The sequence below is a fragment of the Achromobacter sp. Bel genome, from assembly GCF_012928505.1.
In the GTDB taxonomy this organism is placed as follows: domain Bacteria; phylum Pseudomonadota; class Gammaproteobacteria; order Burkholderiales; family Burkholderiaceae_B; genus Achromobacter.
Genome location: NZ_JABBJN010000005.1, coordinates 123,548 through 141,791 on the forward strand (window position 1 = coordinate 123,548; position 18,244 = coordinate 141,791).

The following is an 18,244-nucleotide window of genomic DNA, read 5'->3' on the forward strand; positions in this document are numbered from 1 at the left end:
TTCAACCTTGTTGAGTGTCTGAAGAAATGTTCAAAGCGAGCCGTCGTCCTTGAACGGCGGCTTGGTGGCCGGCACCGGCGCCGCGGCGGGCGCGGGCTTCGGGCTGGCGGGAGGGGCCGGCGAGTACGTGGGCACGGGCTCGTCGAAAGCCGCCGCCGGAATCGGGGCGCTGTCGAAGTACTCGTCGATGTCGGACGTGCCGCCGGCCAGCGGCGCATCTTCCGGCGCCAGCGCGCGCTCGCGCTGGTCCTTGTTGACGCGCGCATCCGGATCCAGCACGTAGTCGGAGGCCGATGCCGCCACCGAAGGCGGCAGCGCCGGGTAGTCGCCGCCAATGTCGGCATCGCCGTCGGCGTCCGACAAGCCCACCGCATAGCCGCCTTCGGCGTCCACGCGGTAAGGGTCCGAACCGGTATCCGCGGCCGGCAATGCCGCATCCGCCGCCAGCACCGGCAGCGCCATGCTGGCCGCCGTGGCCAGGCGCCAGTGGCGCACGGCATCGGCGGGACGGTCCAGGCGATCGTACAGGCTGCCCAGCAGCGCATGCGTCCGCGCATCGCTGCGGCGGCTGAGGCTGCGCAGCAGATAGCGTTCGGCCTGGCCCCAGAGTTGGCCGTTCAGGCACAACATGCCCAGCGCGGTCAGCAGGTCGGGATCCGTAGGACGCTGCTGCAGCCAGGTTTCGGCCTTCGCCAGGCGACGCGACACCTGCTCGGCTTCGCAGCGGGCATAGGCCGCCACCAGCGTCGGATTGAACTTCACGGCAACAGCGGCTTCCAGCACACGGGCCGCTTCGTTGGCTTCGCCGGCGGCGTCGAAGGCGGCCGCGCCAGCCAACGCGACGTCGGGCAGCAGGCGTTCTTCGGCCTTCAGGTCTTTCCAGATGGCGCGCCACGCGTCGCTATTGGCGGCGGCGCGCAAACGCGCCGCGCCGGAAGCGTCGATCAGTTGGTCGGCTTCGCTGCGGGCCAGCGCATTGCGGCGCACCAGGCCGCGGGCGAGCGTGAAGACCTGCTCGTCGTGCTGCAACGCCGTGTGCGCGCGCAACAGCAGGCGCATGGTGTGCAGGTGGCGGGCCCCGCCATCGGCCAGCGGCGCCAGCACCGCCAGCGCGCGCTCGGCGCGACCTTGATCCAGCAGCATGTCGGCCGAGACCGTGGCTGTGGCTTCCACCAGGCCAGGTTCCGTGCCCGCGTGTTCCTGCGCGGTCGCCAGCAGGCGGTCGCGGCGGTCGAATTCGCCCAGGCCATGCGCGGCGCGCGCGGCGGACAGGGCGGCCAGCACGCGGCGGCTCTGGACCTTGGTCTGGTCAAGCAGTTTGGTCAGATCCTTTTCGGCGTGGGTATAGCGGCCTTCCAGCAGGCCGATCCAGCCGCGCTCCAGCAATTCGTGGTCGCGCGCCTGCGCGCGTTTGCCGCGCCAGACGCGGACGCGGTCGGGAATGGCCAGCAGCCACGCCAGCAGACGCAGGCCGATATACAGCACGATGAAGGCCGCGATGATCAGCAGGACGGCCAGCGTCAGCGACATCCCGATGCGCCACGGCCAGACCAGCAACAGCACGTTGCCGGAATGTGAACGCAGCACCACCGCCAGGGCGACGGCGACGACGGCAAGCAGCAGAGTCCAGAACCAGGTACGCATAAGGCTCAGTCCTGCCCGCTAGTCTTGAAACCCGCGGCGCGCAGGGCGGCCACGGCGTTCAGGCTGTCGGCCACTTCCGGCATGCGCACGGCGATGTCGGTCTGCGCCAGTTCGCGTGCCAGCGTCTGGGCGGCGACGGTGTCGGGGGAGCGGTTGTCGAAGTACTTGGCCAGCGTGACGCCAACGTTGTCGAGTTCACTCTTCCAGACGGCAGGCTGGCGCATCAGCATGGCCAGTTGCACGGTCAGCAGGCGCTGGCGCAGCGTGCCGCGCACCTGGTCGGCCTGTTCGGGCGACAGCAGCAAGGCGGCGGGTTCGTCCACGCGCTGGATGGTGATCAGTCCGCCCAGTTCCTGCGCCAGCGCGGAACCCGCGCGGCCGGGCCACGAGACCACTTCGGCGCGCCAGCGCTGCCACCACGGGGCATCGGCCGGCAAGCCAGCCTGGGGGTCGACCACCGGCGCGGGCGCCACGGCCGGGCGGCTTTCGCCGGCGGCAGCCACGCCAGGGGCGACGGCGTCCGGCACCAGCAAGGGGGCTTTGCCGACCAGCGACACCAGGCGCTCGATGCGCGCCGATTGGGCCGGGATGTCCACGGTGGACACGGCGCGCAAGCGGTCCAGGTCGCCGTTGATGGCCTGTTGCAGACTGGAGAAGCGCGGACGGTCGGCGCGGGCCAGGCGCGATTGCGCGGTTTCAAGCGCGACGATCGCATTGGACACGTTGCCGGCCAGGCGCAATTGCTGGTTGGCGATGGTCAGCAGGCGTTCGACGTCGTTGGCCAGCAGTTCATCACTGGCGCTGTCGTTGAAGTTCTGCCAGGCCAGTTGCAGCGCGTTGTATTGGCTTTGCGTTTCGCGCACCGTGTCTTCAAGCTCGCCCACGCGGCCGGCCTGAGCTTGCGCCAGGGCCAGGGCCTCGCGCGTGTCCTTGCGGGCTTGCGCCACGTCGGCCGTCAGCGTGTCGATGCGCGACGCGACCTCGCGCCCGGCGGACACGAACTGCGTGCGCTGCTTCCACAGCGCGTACCCCAGGCCCACGGCCAGCAGGATGACGATTATCAGCGCGGTGACCAATGGGCCACTGCCGCGCTTGGCCGGACGGGCCCGGGCGGAATCGGCCGGGGCCGATGCGGGCGCGCTTGCGCCCGGGGCGGCCGAGGGAACGACCGGATCGGTAGCGGGAGTCTTATCTGTCATGACGCGATTGTATTCGGTGTCTGTCCGATGCAACGAATCAAGCAGCAACAAAAGCCTGGAAAATCGACTCGTCGTTGGGCAAGCAGATTTTTACCATTGCTGATGGCTCGGCGCCATGACGGCCAGGCGGCACGCGGCGTGCCAGCGAGGGATGCGTCAGCACGAAGCGGCACTCGCCCCACCAGGCAAGCAGCCCAGCAGCATCCAGGCAGGCGCGCACGGCATCCGCCCCTTCGCCACTGGTGATGAGCCAGGTGGCGCTGACGCCCGCATCCGCCCAGCCCCGCAGCGCCGCCAGTTGCGCGGCGTCCCAGTTCGCAGGGCGGCGCAGATAGGCCGCATGGCGCCTCACGGCCACACCGTGCGCCTCAAGCCGGTCGCCCAGCCAGTCCCTGCCCTGGGTGCCGCGCACCAGCAGCACGCGGGCCGGCAGCCGCGGCAGGCCACCAAGCACGTCCCACAAGGCTTCGGAGTCGTGGCTGGGCGCATTCTCGCCAGGATGCAGGACTGTTGTATTCGCGCCAAAACCGGGCGACTCGCGCAGCCCCTGGGCACTGGCGGGCCCGACGGTGGCAGCGATCGTGCCAGCCGGCCAGACAGCCGGGCCGTCGGCGCGGGCCAACTGGTCCAGGTATTGCTTGCCGGCATTGCCGCTGACAAACACGACCATGTCGAAGTCAGCCGGCCGCGGCAGGTCCGCGGCGGCAACATCCAGGGCGTGGATTTCAAGGGCAGGCAGGATGCAGGCGGACCAGCCGGCGTCGTTCAGACGGTCGGCCAGCGCCTCGTTTCGGCCCGCGGGCCGTGTCAGGACAGCGACTCGCGGCGGCGTGGACATCAGTCCGGCCGGGGGTCGTCTTGCAGCAGTTCCTGGAGGATGGCGGCGGCGCCGGCATCCAGCAGCTCTTGTGCGGCGGCTTCACCCAGCGCCTCGGCGTTGACCACCGGACCGCTGCGGGTCGTGTGGACCATGCGCGTGCCGTCGGGCGATGCCACCAGCGCGCGCAACGACAGCGTGTCGCCCGAGATCTCGGCGAATGCCGCCAGCGGCACCTGACAGGAGCCGCCGAGCTTGCGGGACACCGCCCGTTCCGCGAGCACGCACGACGTGGTCGTCGAGCTGATCAGCGGCGCCAGCCAGGCGCGCATGTCGTCGCGGTCGTCGCGGATCTCGATGCCGAGCGCGCCCTGCCCGGCTGCCGGCAGGCTGTCGGCCGGGTCCAGCAGGCTGCTGATGCGCCCGCCTAGCCCCAGGCGTTCCAGCCCGGCGGCCGCAAGCACGATGGCGTCGTATTCGCCCTTGTCCAGTTTGCCCAGGCGCGTGTCCAGGTTGCCGCGCAGCGGCTTGACCACGAGGGCCGGATAGCGCGCGCGGATCTGCGATTCGCGGCGCAGGCTGGACGTGCCCACGACCGCGCCCGCCGGCAGGTCTGCCAGGCTCGCATAGCGGTTGGACACGAAGGCATCGCGCGGATCTGCGCGATCAAGGACGGCGCAAAGCTCGAACGGGGCTTGCAGATCCACCGGCACGTCCTTCAAGGAGTGCACGGCGAGATCGGCGCGTCCGTCGAGCAGCGCGTTTTCGAGTTCCTTGACGAACAGACCTTTGCCGCCCACTTTGGACAGGGTGCGGTCGAGGATCTGGTCGCCCCGGGTCGTCAGGGTAAGAAGCTCAACCGCGCACGCCGGGTACAGCGTGCGCAGCCGGTCGCGCACATGCTCGGCTTGCCACAGGGCAAGCCGGCTGGCGCGGGTCGCGATGACCAGGCGTTGCGGAAGAGACACGTGACGTCATCAAACGAAATTGGAGACGATGACCGTCGCGATTACCCCGAGGATGGCCAGCACGAAAAGGCCCTGAAGGAGGCTCAGGCCCGATTCGGATTGCTGGGGATCAACGGATCTACGCAGACTCATGGGATTCCTTGGAAGCGGTTTTGCGGCTTGCCAGCCACCGTCCAAGGACAACAACGAGCAAGGCGCCGATAATTTCAGCGGCGATTTTAACCGTAGTGGGCTGAACACCGAATTGACGTTCGACAATAACGTCGGTAATCAGCATGCCGCCGGCGATCCAGCCCAGCAAGGCGGCGCCAAACGTAACCACCAACGGGTACTTGTCGATCAGCTTGAGAACCAGCGTGCTGCCCCAGATGATGATCGGCACGCTGACGATCAGGCCGAAGGCGACCAGGCCGATCTGATGGTCGGCATGCGCGTTCTGGGCTGCGCCGGCAATGGCGATCACGTTGTCCAGGCTCATCACGAAGTCGGCGATGATGATGGTCTTGATGGCGGCGGCGATGGATGTCCCGCCCTTCACGTTGCCATGCGCATCGTCTTCAGGAACCAGGAGCTTGACGCCGATCCAGACGAGCAGCAGGCCGCCCACGACTTTCAGGAACGGAATCGACAGGAGCGTCAGGGCGAAAGCGATCAGTACGACACGCAGGATGATGGCGCCCGCGGTGCCCCACAGGATGCCCTGCATGCGCTGCTTGGGGGCCAGGTTGCGACAAGCCAGCGCGATCACGACGGCGTTGTCGCCGCCCAGCAGGATGTCGATGAGGATGATCTGGAATACCGCTGCCCAACTCAGCGTCTGGAAAAACTCAAGCACTATAGAACCCCCGAAGGCATTTATATGAAAAGAAAGGCCGGTCCCGAGCCGGCCATCCTGCCGCGCCTTGCACGGCAGGATCATTCAAAACAACTAATTATTGTAATTCAGCTTTCAGTCAGCTTTCTGGCGCATCAGCAAAACTTTACCAATTGCCAGCACCAGCACCGCGCCCAGCGCGCCCATCATCAGCTCGAAGCTGTGATGCGTGACGCCCAATGCCGCGTCGATGCGCGCCACCGGTTCCTGCAGGGCGGGGTCTCCCACCAGCAATTCACCTGCAATGAAGCCCAGCAGTGCCGCCCCCACCCAGACAATGACCGGGAAACGTTCGATGACCTTCAGAAGCAGCGTGCTGCCGAAGATGACCAGGGGGATACTGATGGCCAGGCCCAATACCAGCAAGGTCGTGTCGCCCATCGCGGCGGCAGCGACCGCCACCACGTTGTCCAGGCTCATGACCAGGTCGGCAATCATGATAGTGCGAATTGCGGTCAGCAGATTACCTTGCGTCTTGCCCGCGCCGTCATCTTCGCCTTCCGGCAACAGCAGCGTCACGCCGATGTAGACCAGGAGCAGCGCGCCGATCAGCTTCAGATACGGCAGCAGCAGCAACTTGGCCGCGACCAGGGTCAGCACGATACGCATGATGATCGCGGCGGCCGAGCCGATCGTGATCGCTTTCTTCTGTTGCGCCGGCGGCAACGAACGCGCTGCCAGCGCAATAACCACGGCGTTGTCGCCTGATAGCAGGATGTTGACCCAAATGATCTGGAGCAACGCTATCCAGAATGCCGCTGAACTGAGTTCCATGCCTCTCTTTCCCAGGTGATGATCCCCCTAGGACAAACCAAATGAATGGATGAAAAAAACGAAAACCGTACTGACCGTCTTGGTGCGAGCCCGACGGCATTCTTGCTGGGTACGTGCGAAATTTCTTTCATTATAGTTTCGTTCAGCTTTCCGTATGTTTGGGCGACCGCGATATGGACACGGGATTTCCCTAGGTCCGCCCCGGAATTTTCAGCGCGCTCACTGCGCGAGAACGAAAAAAAGCCCGCCGAAGCGGGCTTTTTGGCGCAATGCTGAAGACTTACAGCACCGACTTGAGCAGCTTGCCCATTTCGGAGGGGTTGCGCGTGGTGCGGATGCCGCAAGCTTCCATGACTTCCAGCTTGGCGTCGGCCGTGTCGGCGCCACCGGAGATCAGGGCGCCAGCGTGGCCCATGCGCTTGCCGGCGGGAGCCGTGACACCCGCGATGAAGCCGACGACCGGCTTCTTCATGTTGTCCTTGGCCCACTCAGCGGCGTTGACTTCGTCCGGACCGCCGATTTCGCCGATCATGATGACGGCGTCGGTGTCGGGATCGTCATTGAACAGCTTCAGGACGTCGACGTGCTTCAGGCCGTTGATGGGGTCGCCACCGATGCCGACGGCGCTGGATTGACCCAGGCCCAGCTCGGTGACTTGCGCCACGGCTTCGTACGTCAGGGTGCCCGAACGGCTGACGATACCGATGCGGCCCTTGCGGTGGATGTGACCCGGCATGATGCCGATCTTGATTTCGTCCGGCGTGATCAGACCCGGGCAGTTCGGGCCCAGCAGCAGCGTCTTGCTGCCCTTGGCCTTCATGCGGTTCTTGACTTCCAGCATGTCGCGGACCGGGATGCCTTCGGTAATGCAGATCACCAGATCCAGTTCAGCTTCGACAGCTTCCCAGATGGCGGCGGCGGCGCCGGCCGGCGGCACGTAGATGACGGACACGGTTGCGCCCGTGTCGGCCTTGGCGTCTTTCACCGAAGCGAAAATCGGCACGCCTTCGAAGTCTTCACCCGCCTTTTTGGGGTTCACGCCGGCCACGAAGGCAGCTTTACCATTGGCGTACTCACGGCACATGCGGGTGTGGAACTGGCCCGTCTTGCCCGTAATGCCCTGGGTGATGACTTTGGTGTCCTTGTTGATCAGAATCGACATTTGTGAATCCTTGAATTTTTTTACTTGACGGCGGCTACGACGCGGGTGGCGGCTTCAGCCATCGTGTCGGCGCTGATGATCGGCAGACCCGAGTCGGCCAGCATCTTCTTGCCGAGTTCTTCGTTGGTGCCCTTCATGCGGACGACCAGCGGCACGTTCAGGTTGACGGCCTTGCAAGCAGCGATCACGCCTTCGGCAATGACGTCGCAGCGCATGATGCCGCCGAAGATGTTGACCAGAATGGCCTTCACGCTCTTGTTGGCGAGCATGATCTTGAACGCTTCGGTGACCTTCTCGGCCGTGGCGCCGCCGCCGACGTCCAGGAAGTTGGCCGGCTCGCCGCCGAACAGCTTGATGGTGTCCATCGTGGCCATGGCCAGACCGGCGCCGTTCACCAGGCAGCCGATGTTGCCGTCGAGCTGGATGTAGGCCAGGTCGAACTTGCTGGCTTCGATTTCGGCGGGATCTTCTTCGTCCAGGTCGCGGTAGGCAACGATTTCCGGGTGGCGGAACAGGGCGTTCGGGTCAAAGTTGAACTTGGCGTCCAGGGCGATGATGTTGCCCTTGCCGTCGCGGTTCAGCGGGTTGATTTCGACCAGCGAAGCATCGGTGTCCATGTAGCACTTGTAGAGCTTCTGGAACACGTCCACGGCTTGGGCGGTCGAGTCGGCGGGCAGGCCGATCGCGTTGGCGATCTTGGTGGCTTGCTCGGCGGACAGGCCGGTCAGCGGGTCGATGTATTCGGTGATGATCTTTTCGGGCGTGGAGTGGGCCACTTCCTCGATGTCCATGCCGCCTTCGCTGGAAGCGATGAAGGCGACCTTCTGCGTGGCGCGGTCAGTGACCAGCGACACGTAGTATTCCTTCTGGATGTCGGCGCCGTCTTCGATGTACAGGCGGCGGACCTTCTGGCCTTCCGGGCCGGTCTGGTGCGTGACCAGTTGCATGCCCAGGATTTCCGAGGCCAGCTTGCGGACGTCGTCCAGCGAGCGCGCCAGCTTCACGCCGCCGCCCTTGCCGCGGCCGCCCGCGTGGATTTGTGCCTTGACGACCCAAACCGGTCCACCCAGCTTTTCAGCGGCAGCCACGGCCTCGTCGACGGAAAGAGCGGGGATCCCGCGCGGCACCGGGATGCCAAATTGCTTCAGCAGTTCCTTGCCTTGATACTCGTGGATTTTCATGTGTTACCTGTCAGGACGTATGAGAAAGAGAAGGTGAATCGGAGGACGAATCGGCCGATGCCTCAGCGCTACCCCCGGTGTACCACTTGGGATAATGCTCAGCCACCACCGGGCCGCCCGTGCTGAGCGCATGGCAGCCGTCCAATTGGAATGGACGCCGGTTCGGGTTGGTTTCCTGCCGCCGGCGGTTGGCCATGGTCTGGACCGCCGCGGTGGGAAGCACCTGCGACAGCTCGGTCATGTGCGTACAGCCTTCCACATGCCCGAACCGCTCTTTGACCTGGCGGCGGAATCCCTTGAGCAGATTCATGCCGATCAGATCAGTGTAAGCCGGCTCGATGGCCATGCAATGACCGCCATAAGGGGCGGCGTCATAGACGGCCTGCGCCGCCACGATCGAGAAATTCTCGTCGATGGTGATGCGCAGGTGCATATGGTGGATGGGCTGCCCGGCCTTGAACATCTTGCCGTCGCTCTTGGGAAAATCGTACGCCTTCACGTCGATCAGCTCGGCTTCCAGATCCCAGTTGCCGTCTTCGCGCGCGTACGACTGCACGCGTATGGAACGCGTGTGCAGCGGTTGGCGAGGGTAATCCGGCGGTGGCAAGGGCATGCTGGGGGCCTGCGGGGCGAAGATGGCCTGCGCATGGTGCGCGGCAACAAAACCTTCAAAGTATAGCGCAGGCGGCCGGCCATCAACCGTCTTGGCGCGGCCCATCTGCTGGGGGACAGAGCGCGGCGGAGGCCCAGAGACCATCGTGGCGGACCTGGGCGGTCAGGCGCGCAGCGGCCAGATGGCACTCCCGCAGGGGCGTGTATTCCTCCAGCCCGCGGCGGCAGGCTTTCAACCTGGCCTCCAGCGCGCTCCAGGCCCGGGCGAAGGCGTCCGGCCGGCCGGCCGGGGCGCAGGCGGCCAGCCTGGCCGCGACCTCCGGGCCGCAATAAAGCCGGGCGACGTCGATATCGCCCTCGCCGCCCCCTGCTCCGCCGTCTGCGGCCGCCAAGTCCACGCCCGGCACGCCCAGGCCGGACAAGCCGCACAAGATATAGGGGCCACAATAAGAGAAGGAGCTGTGCCAGGGGGAACCGGGCTCCATGGCCAGCCCCTTGGGCGTTTCCGTCCAGCGCGCCGCCGCGCCCGCCCGGCGCGACAGTTCGGCCGCCAGCCACGCGCGGGCCGCCTGGCGCTGGCCATCCCGGCCTGTCGGCAGCCGCAGCAGCCACAGTTCGACCGGCGCGCCCTCCCCGGTCAACCGCAACGCGGGAGTGACGGTCGGCGGCGCCGCGAACAAGGTCTCAGGTACGTTCAAGCGCGCGGCCCCCGCGTCCACGGGGTGGCCGGACTGCCCATCCAGGCCTGCCCGGCGGGAATGGTTTCGCCCTTGAGCACCAGGGTCAGCGGCCCCAACACGGCGCGTTCTTCGACGTGGGTGTCGTACAGGATCGTGGTACGCGGACCGACGTTGACGCCACGCCCGATGCGCACGGGCCCGATCTTCATGACGCGGTCCTCGAACAGATGGGTCTGCGGCCCGGACCAGGCGTGCAGCACCGCGTCGTCGCCGATCAGGACGCAGTCGTACTCGGTGACGTCGGTCGTGTCCATGAATACGCGCTTGCCGATGCGGGCGCCCATGCAGCGCAACGCCAGGGGCAGCCAGGGCGTCGCGCGCAGAAAGTTGAAGAAATTGGGCACGGCGATCGACTCGTACAGGCTGGTCACCGCCTCGCTCTTCCAGACGAAAGGCGTCCACATGGGTTCGGCGCGTGGCCGGTACCTGCCCACCAGCGTCCACTTCAGCAGCACCAGGAACAGGAACGTGCCCAGGCCGTACAGCACGCCGGCCAGCATCAGCTCGTCGAAGGCGGCCAAAAAGCCCTGGGCCGCCGCGATCGGGATGATTTTCATGACCGTCAGATAGCCCACCGCGATCACGACCGCCAGCGGCAGGATCATGCGCATGCCCTCGACGGCGCCGCGTGCGACCTTGCGGCCCAGGCTGGGCCGGAACGTCAGATGCTCGGGGAAGCCCGCCGTCTGCTCGCGGGCAGGCAAGGCCAGCGGCGGATTGCCCAGCCAGGTCTGGCCGCTGGCCATGCGGCCGTTGGCCGGCGCCCGGCTCTGCACGCCGATCAGCACGTCGTCGGGCAGCACCGATCCATCGGGCACGTACGCCCCGTTACCGACAAAGCTGCGGTTGCCGATGATGGTGGGGCGCATCGTCATCCAGCCACGGTCGATTTCCTCGTCACCCAGCATGACACCATCGGCGATGAAGCTGTCGCGCCCCAGCGTCAGCATGTCGGGCACGATGCCCATGGCGGTGGAAATCTCGGTGCCGCGACCGACCTTCGCGCCCAGCAGCCGGTACCAGGTGCCGGCGTAGATCGAGGCATACAGACCATGCAGCACGCTCAGGCTGGACTCCTGGATCTGGTTGGTCAGCCACCGGCGCAGGTAGATCTGGCCATAGACCGGCCACCGCCCGCCCGACAAGCGAGGCAGCAGCAACCAGCGCAACAGGGCAGACACCAGCACCGTCAGGAACAGCAGCAAGGCGCTGGCCGGCAACGCCAGCAGCAGATAGCAAAGGAAGGCATAGGGCCAGGACACACGGTCGCCCATCAGGTCCAGCCAGCGCGCGTCGATCCAATCGATCAGCACGAAGCTGGGGAAGACCGGCATGAAGAACAACGCCGCGATCAACGTGCCGCCCAGGGCATAGGCCACCACATCCAGTTGGCGCAAGCGCCCTGCCCGAACCGGTCTGGGTGGCAGTTCAGGGGCATGCGCCTGGGGGTCGTGCCGCGCAGGCGCGCCCGTCCAGACTTGCCCCGCCGGCACGCGTGCGCCCGAAGCCAGCGACGACAAACCATCCAGCCGCGCGCCCTCGCCCATCGACACATCGCCTTGCAGCACCGCGTACGATCCGACGTAGGCGTTGTCGGCCAACGTGATCGGCGCCACTTCCCAGACGCCTCCGCGCACCGCGAAGTTCTCCAGGTTGACGGCCGCGCCAATACTGACGCCATCGCCAATCGTCAGCAGGTCAGGCGCGCGGACCGAAATGCGGCTGATGGCAGCGTCACGACCAATACGCGCACCCAGCGCTCTCAAGTACCAGACCTGCAAGGGAGAACCGGCCAGCAAATGCGCCGGCGGGATGTCCAGCACCCGGTCCACCAGCCACCAGCGGTAAAAGCGCCACCCGTACAGCGGATAGCAGCCCGGTTTGAGACGCCCCAGGATGCCCCATTTGCAGGCCACGGCCACGCCGAAGCTCAGCAGGTTGCAAAGCAGATAGCTGGCGATGGACAGCGCCACCGCGCGCCAGACCGAGTCGCCCTCGTCGCCCGTCCAGTAGTGGTACGTAAAGAACGGCGTCAGCCAGATCAGCATGCGCACGCCGATCAGCAGCGGCAGCGCGGCAAGCTGGGCCAGGCCACAGGTCCAGCGCCGCCACTCCGGCGTCTGGCCTGCGGCGTCGCGGAATGGCGCAGCGGTGTCGCCGTCTTCCACGGCGAGTGGCTCGGCCACCGCCAACGCGTCCAAGCGCGCCGACAGCGCCCCCAGGCCGGGGTGCTGATAAAGCTCGTGCATCGTCAGCGCGGAAAACTGCGGATGCTTGCGCAGCGACGACACCAGGCGCGCGGCCAGCAGCGAATGGCCGCCCAGATCGCGAAAGAAGTCGCTGGCCAGGCGCAGCGGCTGGCCAGGGAACAAAGGGCGCAGCGCGTCAAACAGCGCCTGTTCGCCGGGCGTGACCGCCACGTCGTCTTCGCCGCTGGGCTCGGACACGGTTTCCAGTTCACGCGACTTGAGCGTCTTGCGGTCGATTTTTCCGGACGTCAGGCGCGGCACGTCGGCGACGCGCTCAAAGCGGGCCGGGATCATATAGGCGGGCAGGTCCTGCGCCAGCGCGCCGCGCAAGGCATGCAGGTCCAGGCACGCCTCGTCTTCGGGCTTCAGGAAAGCCACCAGTTGATCGATGCCTCCCAGGTCGCGCAGCACCACCGCCGCCGCGCCCACACCGGGTTGCCGATACAGCGCCGCTTCGATTTCGCCCAGTTCGACGCGAAAGCCCCGCACCTTGACCTGATCGTCGCTGCGGCCCAGGCATTGGATCTGCCCGTGCTCGTCGATGCGGGCCAGGTCGCCGCTGCGGTACATGCGGGTGTCGTGATCGCCGCCGGGCCGGGGGTTGGCCAGGAATTTTTCGGCCGTCAGCTCGGGACGCCCGAGGTAGCCGCCCGCCACACCGGGACCGGTAATGCAAAGCTCGCCCACCTGCCCTTGCGGCAACACCGCCCCGTCGTCGCCGCGGATGAGCATGCCGTAATTGGGCAACGGCGTGCCGATGGTCACCGGTTGGCCGGGCAGCAATTCGGCCAGGCTGGCCGATACGGTGGTTTCAGTCGGACCATAGGTATTGAACAGGCGCCGGCCGGGCGTGGCCCAGCGCGGCACCAGGAAGTCCGGGCACACTTCGCCGCCCAGGTTCACGATGCGCAAGCCCGGCACGTCGTGCGCGAACAGGGCCAACAGCGTCGGCACCGCATGCAGCACGGTCACGCCTTCGCGCACCAGCGCGTCGGGCAGGCCTTCGGGGTCGGTGGTCAGCATCTTGGGGGCCACCCACAGGCTGGCGCCGACCAGATAACTGATCCAGATTTCTTCGAACGACATGTCGAAGGCCACCGAAAAGCCCTGATAGACCTTGTCGCCGTGCCGCACGCCCAGCACCGCGTTTTCGCTGCGCAGGAAATGGCAAATGGCGGCCTGGCTGATCGGCACGCCCTTCGGCTTGCCAGTAGAGCCGGACGTGTAGATCACGTAGGCCGGATGCCCGGGCAGCAGGCCTTCCCGCCTGCGCAAAACGCCGTCGACGGGCATCGACAGCGCCCAGGTAGTCCATGTGGCGATGCCGTCCAGGCGCACGCCAGCGCCCGCAATCAACCCCTCTGCGCCCGCGTCCTGCAGACAGGCCTGCATGCGGTCGGGCGGTGTGTCGGACTCGAACGGCAGCCAAGCCGCGCCGGCCTTAGCGATGGCCGCCTGCATCACAAGCAGGTCGGCGCCACGCGGCAGGCACAGGCCCACGATCTGGCCAGGCCGCACGCCGGCCTCGATCAGATGGTGCGCGGCCAGGTCGGCGCGCTGGCCCAGCATGTCGTAGGTTAGGGTTTGATCCAGCCAGTGGATGGCAGTGGAGGCGGGATGCCGCAGGATCGTGGCTTCCAGAATATCGGGCAACGTTTCCGCGGCAAGCAGATCCGGCCGATAAGGGCCTTGGAGAATCATAGGGACGGCAACAATCCGGCTGTGGGAATTTTTTTGTTTATTGACCCGTGCCGCGGAAATTCGTTCAAGCCATCCAGAAAAAAACCTGCGTAAAAAAGCCCCTGGATTCACGCCAGGGGCTTTCGCCCGCGCCGCCAACCGAAAGGCTGGCGTTCGGACCGCCGGTCGTCAGGCCGATTGGCGCAGCGTGCGGGCCGCTTGCACCATGCCGATCAGCGCGGCCTCGGTTTCGGGCCAGGCGCGCGTCTTCAGGCCGCAGTCAGGATTCACCCACAGACGTTCCTTGGGCAGGCGAGCAGCCGCCTTCTCCATCAGGCCGACCATCCAGTCCACGTCGGGCACGTTGGGCGAATGGATGTCGTACACGCCGGGGCCGATATCGTTCGGATAGTCGAAGTCTTCGAACGCCTTGAGCAGATCCATGTTGGAGCGCGACGTTTCGATCGTGATCACGTCTGCGTCCATCGCCGCGATCGATTCGATGATGTCGTTGAATTCCGAATAGCACATGTGGGTGTGAATCTGGGTCTCATCGCGCACGCCGGCGGTCGACAGGCGGAAGCAATCCACCGCCCAGTCCAGGTACGCCTTCCAGTCGGCGCGACGCAACGGCAGGCCTTCGCGGATGGCGGGCTCGTCGATCTGGATGACGCTAATGCCGGCGGCTTCCAGGTCCACCACTTCGTCGCGCAGCGCCAGCGCCAATTGGCGGCAGGTCTGTTCACGCGGCTGGTCGTCGCGCACGAACGACCATTGCAGGATGGTGACCGGACCGGTCAGCATGCCTTTGACCGGCTTGTCCGTCAGCGACTGCGCGTAGGACGACCAGCCAACCGTCATCGGCGCGGGACGGGCCACGTCGCCAAAAATGATCGGTGGCTTGACGCAGCGCGAACCGTAGCTTTGCACCCAGCCGTTCTTGGTGAACGCGAAGCCTGCCAACAACTCGCCGAAGTACTCCACCATGTCGTTGCGCTCGGGTTCGCCGTGCACCAGCACGTCCAGGCCCACCTTTTCCTGGAAGCGGATGACTTCCTCGATTTCCTTGCGGATGGCCGTCTCGTAGCCTGCGTCCGTCAGCGCGCCGGCTTTCCAGTCGCGGCGCAGCGCACGGATCTCAGCGGTCTGCGGGAACGAACCGATCGTGGTGGTCGGGTAGGCGGGCAGGCCCAGTTGCTGTTGCTGGCGGGCGATGCGGCCGGCGAACGGCGCACGATCGCGCGACACGCCGGCGGCGCCGGACATGCGCTGACCCACGACCGGATTATGGATGCGGGCCGACGAACGGCGCGCAGCCAGTGCGGCGCGTTGCTGGACCAGACCGGACTGCACCGTGGGGTCCGTGGCGCTGTCCAGCGCGCGGCCCAGCAAGCTCAGTTCTTCCAGCTTCTGCGCGGCGAACGACAGCCAGCTCTTGAGTTCGGCGTCCAGTTCCGTTTCATTGGCCAGGTCCACCGGCACGTGCAGCAGCGAGCACGACGGGGCCAGCCACAGGCGGTCGCCCAGTTGTTGCTTGACCGGCGCCAGCGTGGCGATCGCGGCGTCCAGGTCGGTGCGCCAGATGTTGCGGCCGCTGATGATGCCGGCGGACAGCACCTGGTCGGCGCGCAGGCCGCCCACGACGTCGGCCAGTTGCTCCGGCGCGCGGACCAGGTCCACGTGCAGGCCAGCCACGGGCAGCGCCTGGACGGTGGACAGGTTGTCCTTCAGGCCATCGAAGTAGGTGGCGATCAGCAACTTGACCGGGCTGCCGGTCAGCGCGGCATAGACCTGCTTGAACGCGTCGCGCCAGGCTTGCGGCAGGTCCAGCGCCACGATGGGTTCGTCGATCTGCACCCATTCCACGCCCAGCTTGGCAAAACGGGCCAGTACTGCTTCGTACACCGGCAGCAGCGCGGCCAGCAGTTGCAGCTTGCCTTTGTCGGCAGCGCCGCCCGCAAAGGCGTCGCCCTTGCCCTGGTACAGCCAGGTCAGCGGCCCCGGGATCACGGGCTTGACGACATGGCCCAGCGCTTGCGCTTCCTGAACCTGCTCGAACAACGATTCGCGCGCGATACGGAAGGTCTGCCCCGGAACCAGTTCCGGCACGATGTAGTGGTAGTTGGTGTCGAACCACTTGGTCATTTCGCAGGCGGCGGCGGGCTTGCCCGTCGGTGCGCGGCCACGGCCCATGCGAAACAGCGTGTCCAGCGTCACGGCTTCATTGTCGTTCTGACCGAAACGGGCCGGCACGGCGCCCAGCAGCGTGCTCCATTCCAGGATTTGGTCGTACCAGGCGAAGTCGCCCACGGGCACGAACTTCAGGCCAGCCGCGGCCTGCTGCTTCCAGTGCTTGGCGCGCAGTTCACGGCCGGTCTGTTCCAGCGCTTCGGCGGTTTGCTTGCCTGCCCAATAGGCTTCCACGGCGCGCTTCAGCTCGCGCTGGGCACCGATGCGGGGGAACCCCAAATTATGAATAGTAGTCATGAGAACACCGCCATTTGACAAATTTTGTTCAAGTGACGGTTATTGTGCAGGCAGATCTACATGAATCAAAATCAATGTCTACATTCATAAGATGAAGAACCCTCATACAATATAAGTTCATTCCACCCTGATGGAGTCGGAGCCTGCCGCGGGTGCCCGCCAGCCGCTGCTCTGCTTCGCCCGCACTCACACCGATGCTAGAAATCCGCCATCTTGAAACGCTGACCGCCATCCGCGAAGGCGGCAGCCTGCAAGAAGCCGCCGAACGCCTGCACCTGACCCAATCCGCCCTGTCGCACCAATTGCGCGACCTGGAAACGCGGTTGGGCACGCACCTGCTCAACCGGCGCACCCGGCCCGCCCGGCTGACCACCGCCGGCTTGCGTGTGCTGGCGCTGGCGGACGAGGTGCTGCCCCGCATCCGCGCCACCGAACGGGAATTGCAACGCCTGGCCGCCGGCCGCACGGGCCGCCTGCATCTGGCCATCGATTGCCACTCGTGCTTCCAATGGCTGATGCCGGCGCTGGACGCTTTCCGGGTGCAATGGCCTGACGTGGCGCTGGATCTGTCGGCCGCCTTTTCGTTTGCCCCCCTGCCCGCCCTCGTGCGCGGCGACCTGGACCTGGTAATCACGTCAGACCCGCAGCCGCTGGAAGCGGTCGAGTACCTGCCGTTGTTCAAGTATGAACTGGTGTTGGCGGTATCCGAGTCCAATCCGCTGGCCGGCAGCAAATTCATCATGCCCGACCAGTTGGCCGACCAGACGCTTATCACCTATCCGGTGGACAAGCAGCGCTTGGACGTCTTCACTGCTTTCCTGGATCCGGCCGACGTGGAACCTGCCGCCATCCGCAAAGCGGAGCTCACCCCCATCATCGCGCAACTGGTGGCCAGCAACCGCGGCGTGGCCGCGCTGCCGAACTGGGCGTTGACCGAATACATGAACCAGGGCTGGTTGCGGCAATGCCGCCTGGGGCCGCAAGGCGTGTGGCGCACGCTATATGCGACGGTCCGTAGCGAAGACACCGACGCGTCATACATCGATGAATTCCTGACGATCACCCGCGACGTCTGCTTCAAGACGCTGTCGGGAATCAAATCGGCAAAATAAAGGGAAGGGGCTTAGTCTTCGTCGCTGTCGCCCACGATGCGGCGGATCACGTCGTGGGCGAAGCCGCGGCTGGCCAGGAAGCGGGCTTGCTTGGCGTAGGCGGCGCGGTCAGCCGGCTTGGCATCGAAACGCTTCTTCCAGACTTCCAACGCGCGGTCGTATTCGGTGGCGCGCAACTGGTCGCGCAATTCAGCCACCTGATTGGCATCCACGCCATGCTGGCGCAGTTCCTGCACGATGCGGGCCGCGCCCTGGCGCGACGCGCGCCGGTGCACCAGGCTTTGCGCGAAACGCTCGGTGGACAACCAGCCTTCTTTTTCCAGCGCGTCCAGCACCGCCTCGACCTCGGCGGCGTCCTCGGCGTAGGCGGAAAGCTTGCGCGCCAGCTCTTCCCGAGCGTGTTCGCGGCGCGACAAATATCCCACGGCACGCATCTTCAGCGAAGGCCCTTTACGGTCCGGCTTGCCCTCGTCGGCGCCCGCCTGGCCTTCGGCGCTGGCGGCACGCCGGCCCCGGGCAGGCGCGCGCTGCTCGGAACTGCGTTGCCATTCGTCCGGATCGGAAGCCGGGGCGGCGGCTTCCTGTTCCCGGCGCGCATCGGAAGTGCGCCGCAAGCCCTGAGGCTTGGCGACGGTTTCAAACTCGTCGTCCAACTTGGCGCGAAGACGGTCGGCTGACGCGGGGGGCGGTTTCCAGCTCATGCGCTTTCCTGCTTGCTATGCAAAAACGGCAGGCCCGTCATGGC

The 18,244-nt window shown here is 66.0% G+C and carries 15 protein-coding genes; 1 reads left to right on the top strand and 14 read right to left on the bottom strand.

All coding sequences use genetic code 11. The features are described 5' to 3' along the window. Positions 1 to 30: 30 nt before the first annotated feature. The 13 genes from HG262_RS05240 to metE all read right to left on the bottom strand — a co-directional run bounded on the left by HG262_RS05240 (position 31) and on the right by metE (position 16,387). Positions 31 to 1,644 (bottom strand): heme biosynthesis HemY N-terminal domain-containing protein, encoded by a 1,614-nt coding sequence (locus tag HG262_RS05240; protein ID WP_169270040.1) that lies wholly within the window; start codon positions 1,642 to 1,644, stop codon positions 31 to 33. Positions 1,645 to 1,649: 5 nt separating this feature from the next. Then, positions 1,650 to 2,843: a uroporphyrinogen-III C-methyltransferase gene (locus tag HG262_RS05245; RefSeq protein WP_169270041.1), complete on the bottom strand. Its 1,194-nt coding sequence runs from the start codon at positions 2,841 to 2,843 to the stop codon at positions 1,650 to 1,652. A 37-nt stretch (positions 2,844 to 2,880) separates the two neighbouring features. Beyond that, a complete protein-coding gene (locus HG262_RS05250) occupies positions 2,881 to 3,681 on the bottom strand; it encodes a uroporphyrinogen-III synthase (RefSeq protein WP_169270042.1) in 801 nt (266 codons plus the stop codon). Next, positions 3,681 to 4,628, bottom strand: a complete 948-nt coding sequence (hemC, locus tag HG262_RS05255) for a hydroxymethylbilane synthase (RefSeq protein ID WP_169270043.1) — start codon at positions 4,626 to 4,628, stop codon at positions 3,681 to 3,683. The genes HG262_RS05250 and hemC overlap by 1 nt, the downstream gene beginning before the upstream one ends. Positions 4,629 to 4,637: 9 nt before the next feature. Next, positions 4,638 to 4,760 (bottom strand): hypothetical protein, encoded by a 123-nt coding sequence (locus HG262_RS31130; RefSeq protein ID WP_282437000.1) that lies wholly within the window; start codon positions 4,758 to 4,760, stop codon positions 4,638 to 4,640. Further along, positions 4,747 to 5,463, bottom strand: a complete 717-nt coding sequence (locus HG262_RS05260; protein WP_088590662.1) for a TerC family protein — start codon at positions 5,461 to 5,463, stop codon at positions 4,747 to 4,749. The genes HG262_RS31130 and HG262_RS05260 overlap by 14 nt, the downstream gene beginning before the upstream one ends. A gap of 114 nt (positions 5,464 to 5,577) precedes the next feature. Further along, positions 5,578 to 6,276, bottom strand: coding sequence for a TerC family protein (locus tag HG262_RS05265; protein ID WP_169270044.1), 699 nt, complete (start codon positions 6,274 to 6,276; stop codon positions 5,578 to 5,580). A gap of 280 nt (positions 6,277 to 6,556) precedes the next feature. After that, entirely contained in the window at positions 6,557 to 7,438 is an 882-nt protein-coding gene (gene sucD, locus HG262_RS05270; protein WP_006225012.1) for a succinate--CoA ligase subunit alpha, read from the bottom strand. A 20-nt stretch (positions 7,439 to 7,458) separates the two neighbouring features. Continuing rightward, a complete protein-coding gene (gene sucC / locus HG262_RS05275; RefSeq protein ID WP_169270045.1) occupies positions 7,459 to 8,619 on the bottom strand; it encodes an ADP-forming succinate--CoA ligase subunit beta in 1,161 nt (386 codons plus the stop codon). A 10-nt stretch (positions 8,620 to 8,629) separates the two neighbouring features. Continuing rightward, the gene (locus HG262_RS05280; protein WP_105554863.1) at positions 8,630 to 9,232 is read right to left on the bottom strand and encodes a DUF2889 domain-containing protein; all 603 of its coding nucleotides are present in this window, start codon (positions 9,230 to 9,232) and stop codon (positions 8,630 to 8,632) included. A gap of 82 nt (positions 9,233 to 9,314) precedes the next feature. Further along, entirely contained in the window at positions 9,315 to 9,929 is a 615-nt protein-coding gene (locus HG262_RS05285; protein ID WP_248293245.1) for a 4'-phosphopantetheinyl transferase superfamily protein, read from the bottom strand. Further along, positions 9,926 to 13,921 (bottom strand): Pls/PosA family non-ribosomal peptide synthetase, encoded by a 3,996-nt coding sequence (locus HG262_RS05290; RefSeq protein ID WP_169270046.1) that lies wholly within the window; start codon positions 13,919 to 13,921, stop codon positions 9,926 to 9,928. The genes HG262_RS05285 and HG262_RS05290 overlap by 4 nt, the downstream gene beginning before the upstream one ends. A gap of 168 nt (positions 13,922 to 14,089) precedes the next feature. After that, entirely contained in the window at positions 14,090 to 16,387 is a 2,298-nt protein-coding gene (metE, locus tag HG262_RS05295; RefSeq protein ID WP_169270047.1) for a 5-methyltetrahydropteroyltriglutamate--homocysteine S-methyltransferase, read from the bottom strand. A 194-nt stretch (positions 16,388 to 16,581) separates the two neighbouring features. On the opposite strand from metE, the gene HG262_RS05300 reads away from it, so the two are divergent. Next, entirely contained in the window at positions 16,582 to 17,499 is a 918-nt protein-coding gene (locus HG262_RS05300; protein ID WP_169270048.1) for a LysR family transcriptional regulator, read from the top strand. An 11-nt stretch (positions 17,500 to 17,510) separates the two neighbouring features. On the opposite strand, the gene recX is transcribed toward HG262_RS05300, so the two are convergent. Next, the gene (recX, locus tag HG262_RS05305) at positions 17,511 to 18,200 is read right to left on the bottom strand and encodes a recombination regulator RecX (RefSeq protein WP_169270049.1); all 690 of its coding nucleotides are present in this window, start codon (positions 18,198 to 18,200) and stop codon (positions 17,511 to 17,513) included. Between the last annotated feature and the right edge of the window lie 44 nt (positions 18,201 to 18,244).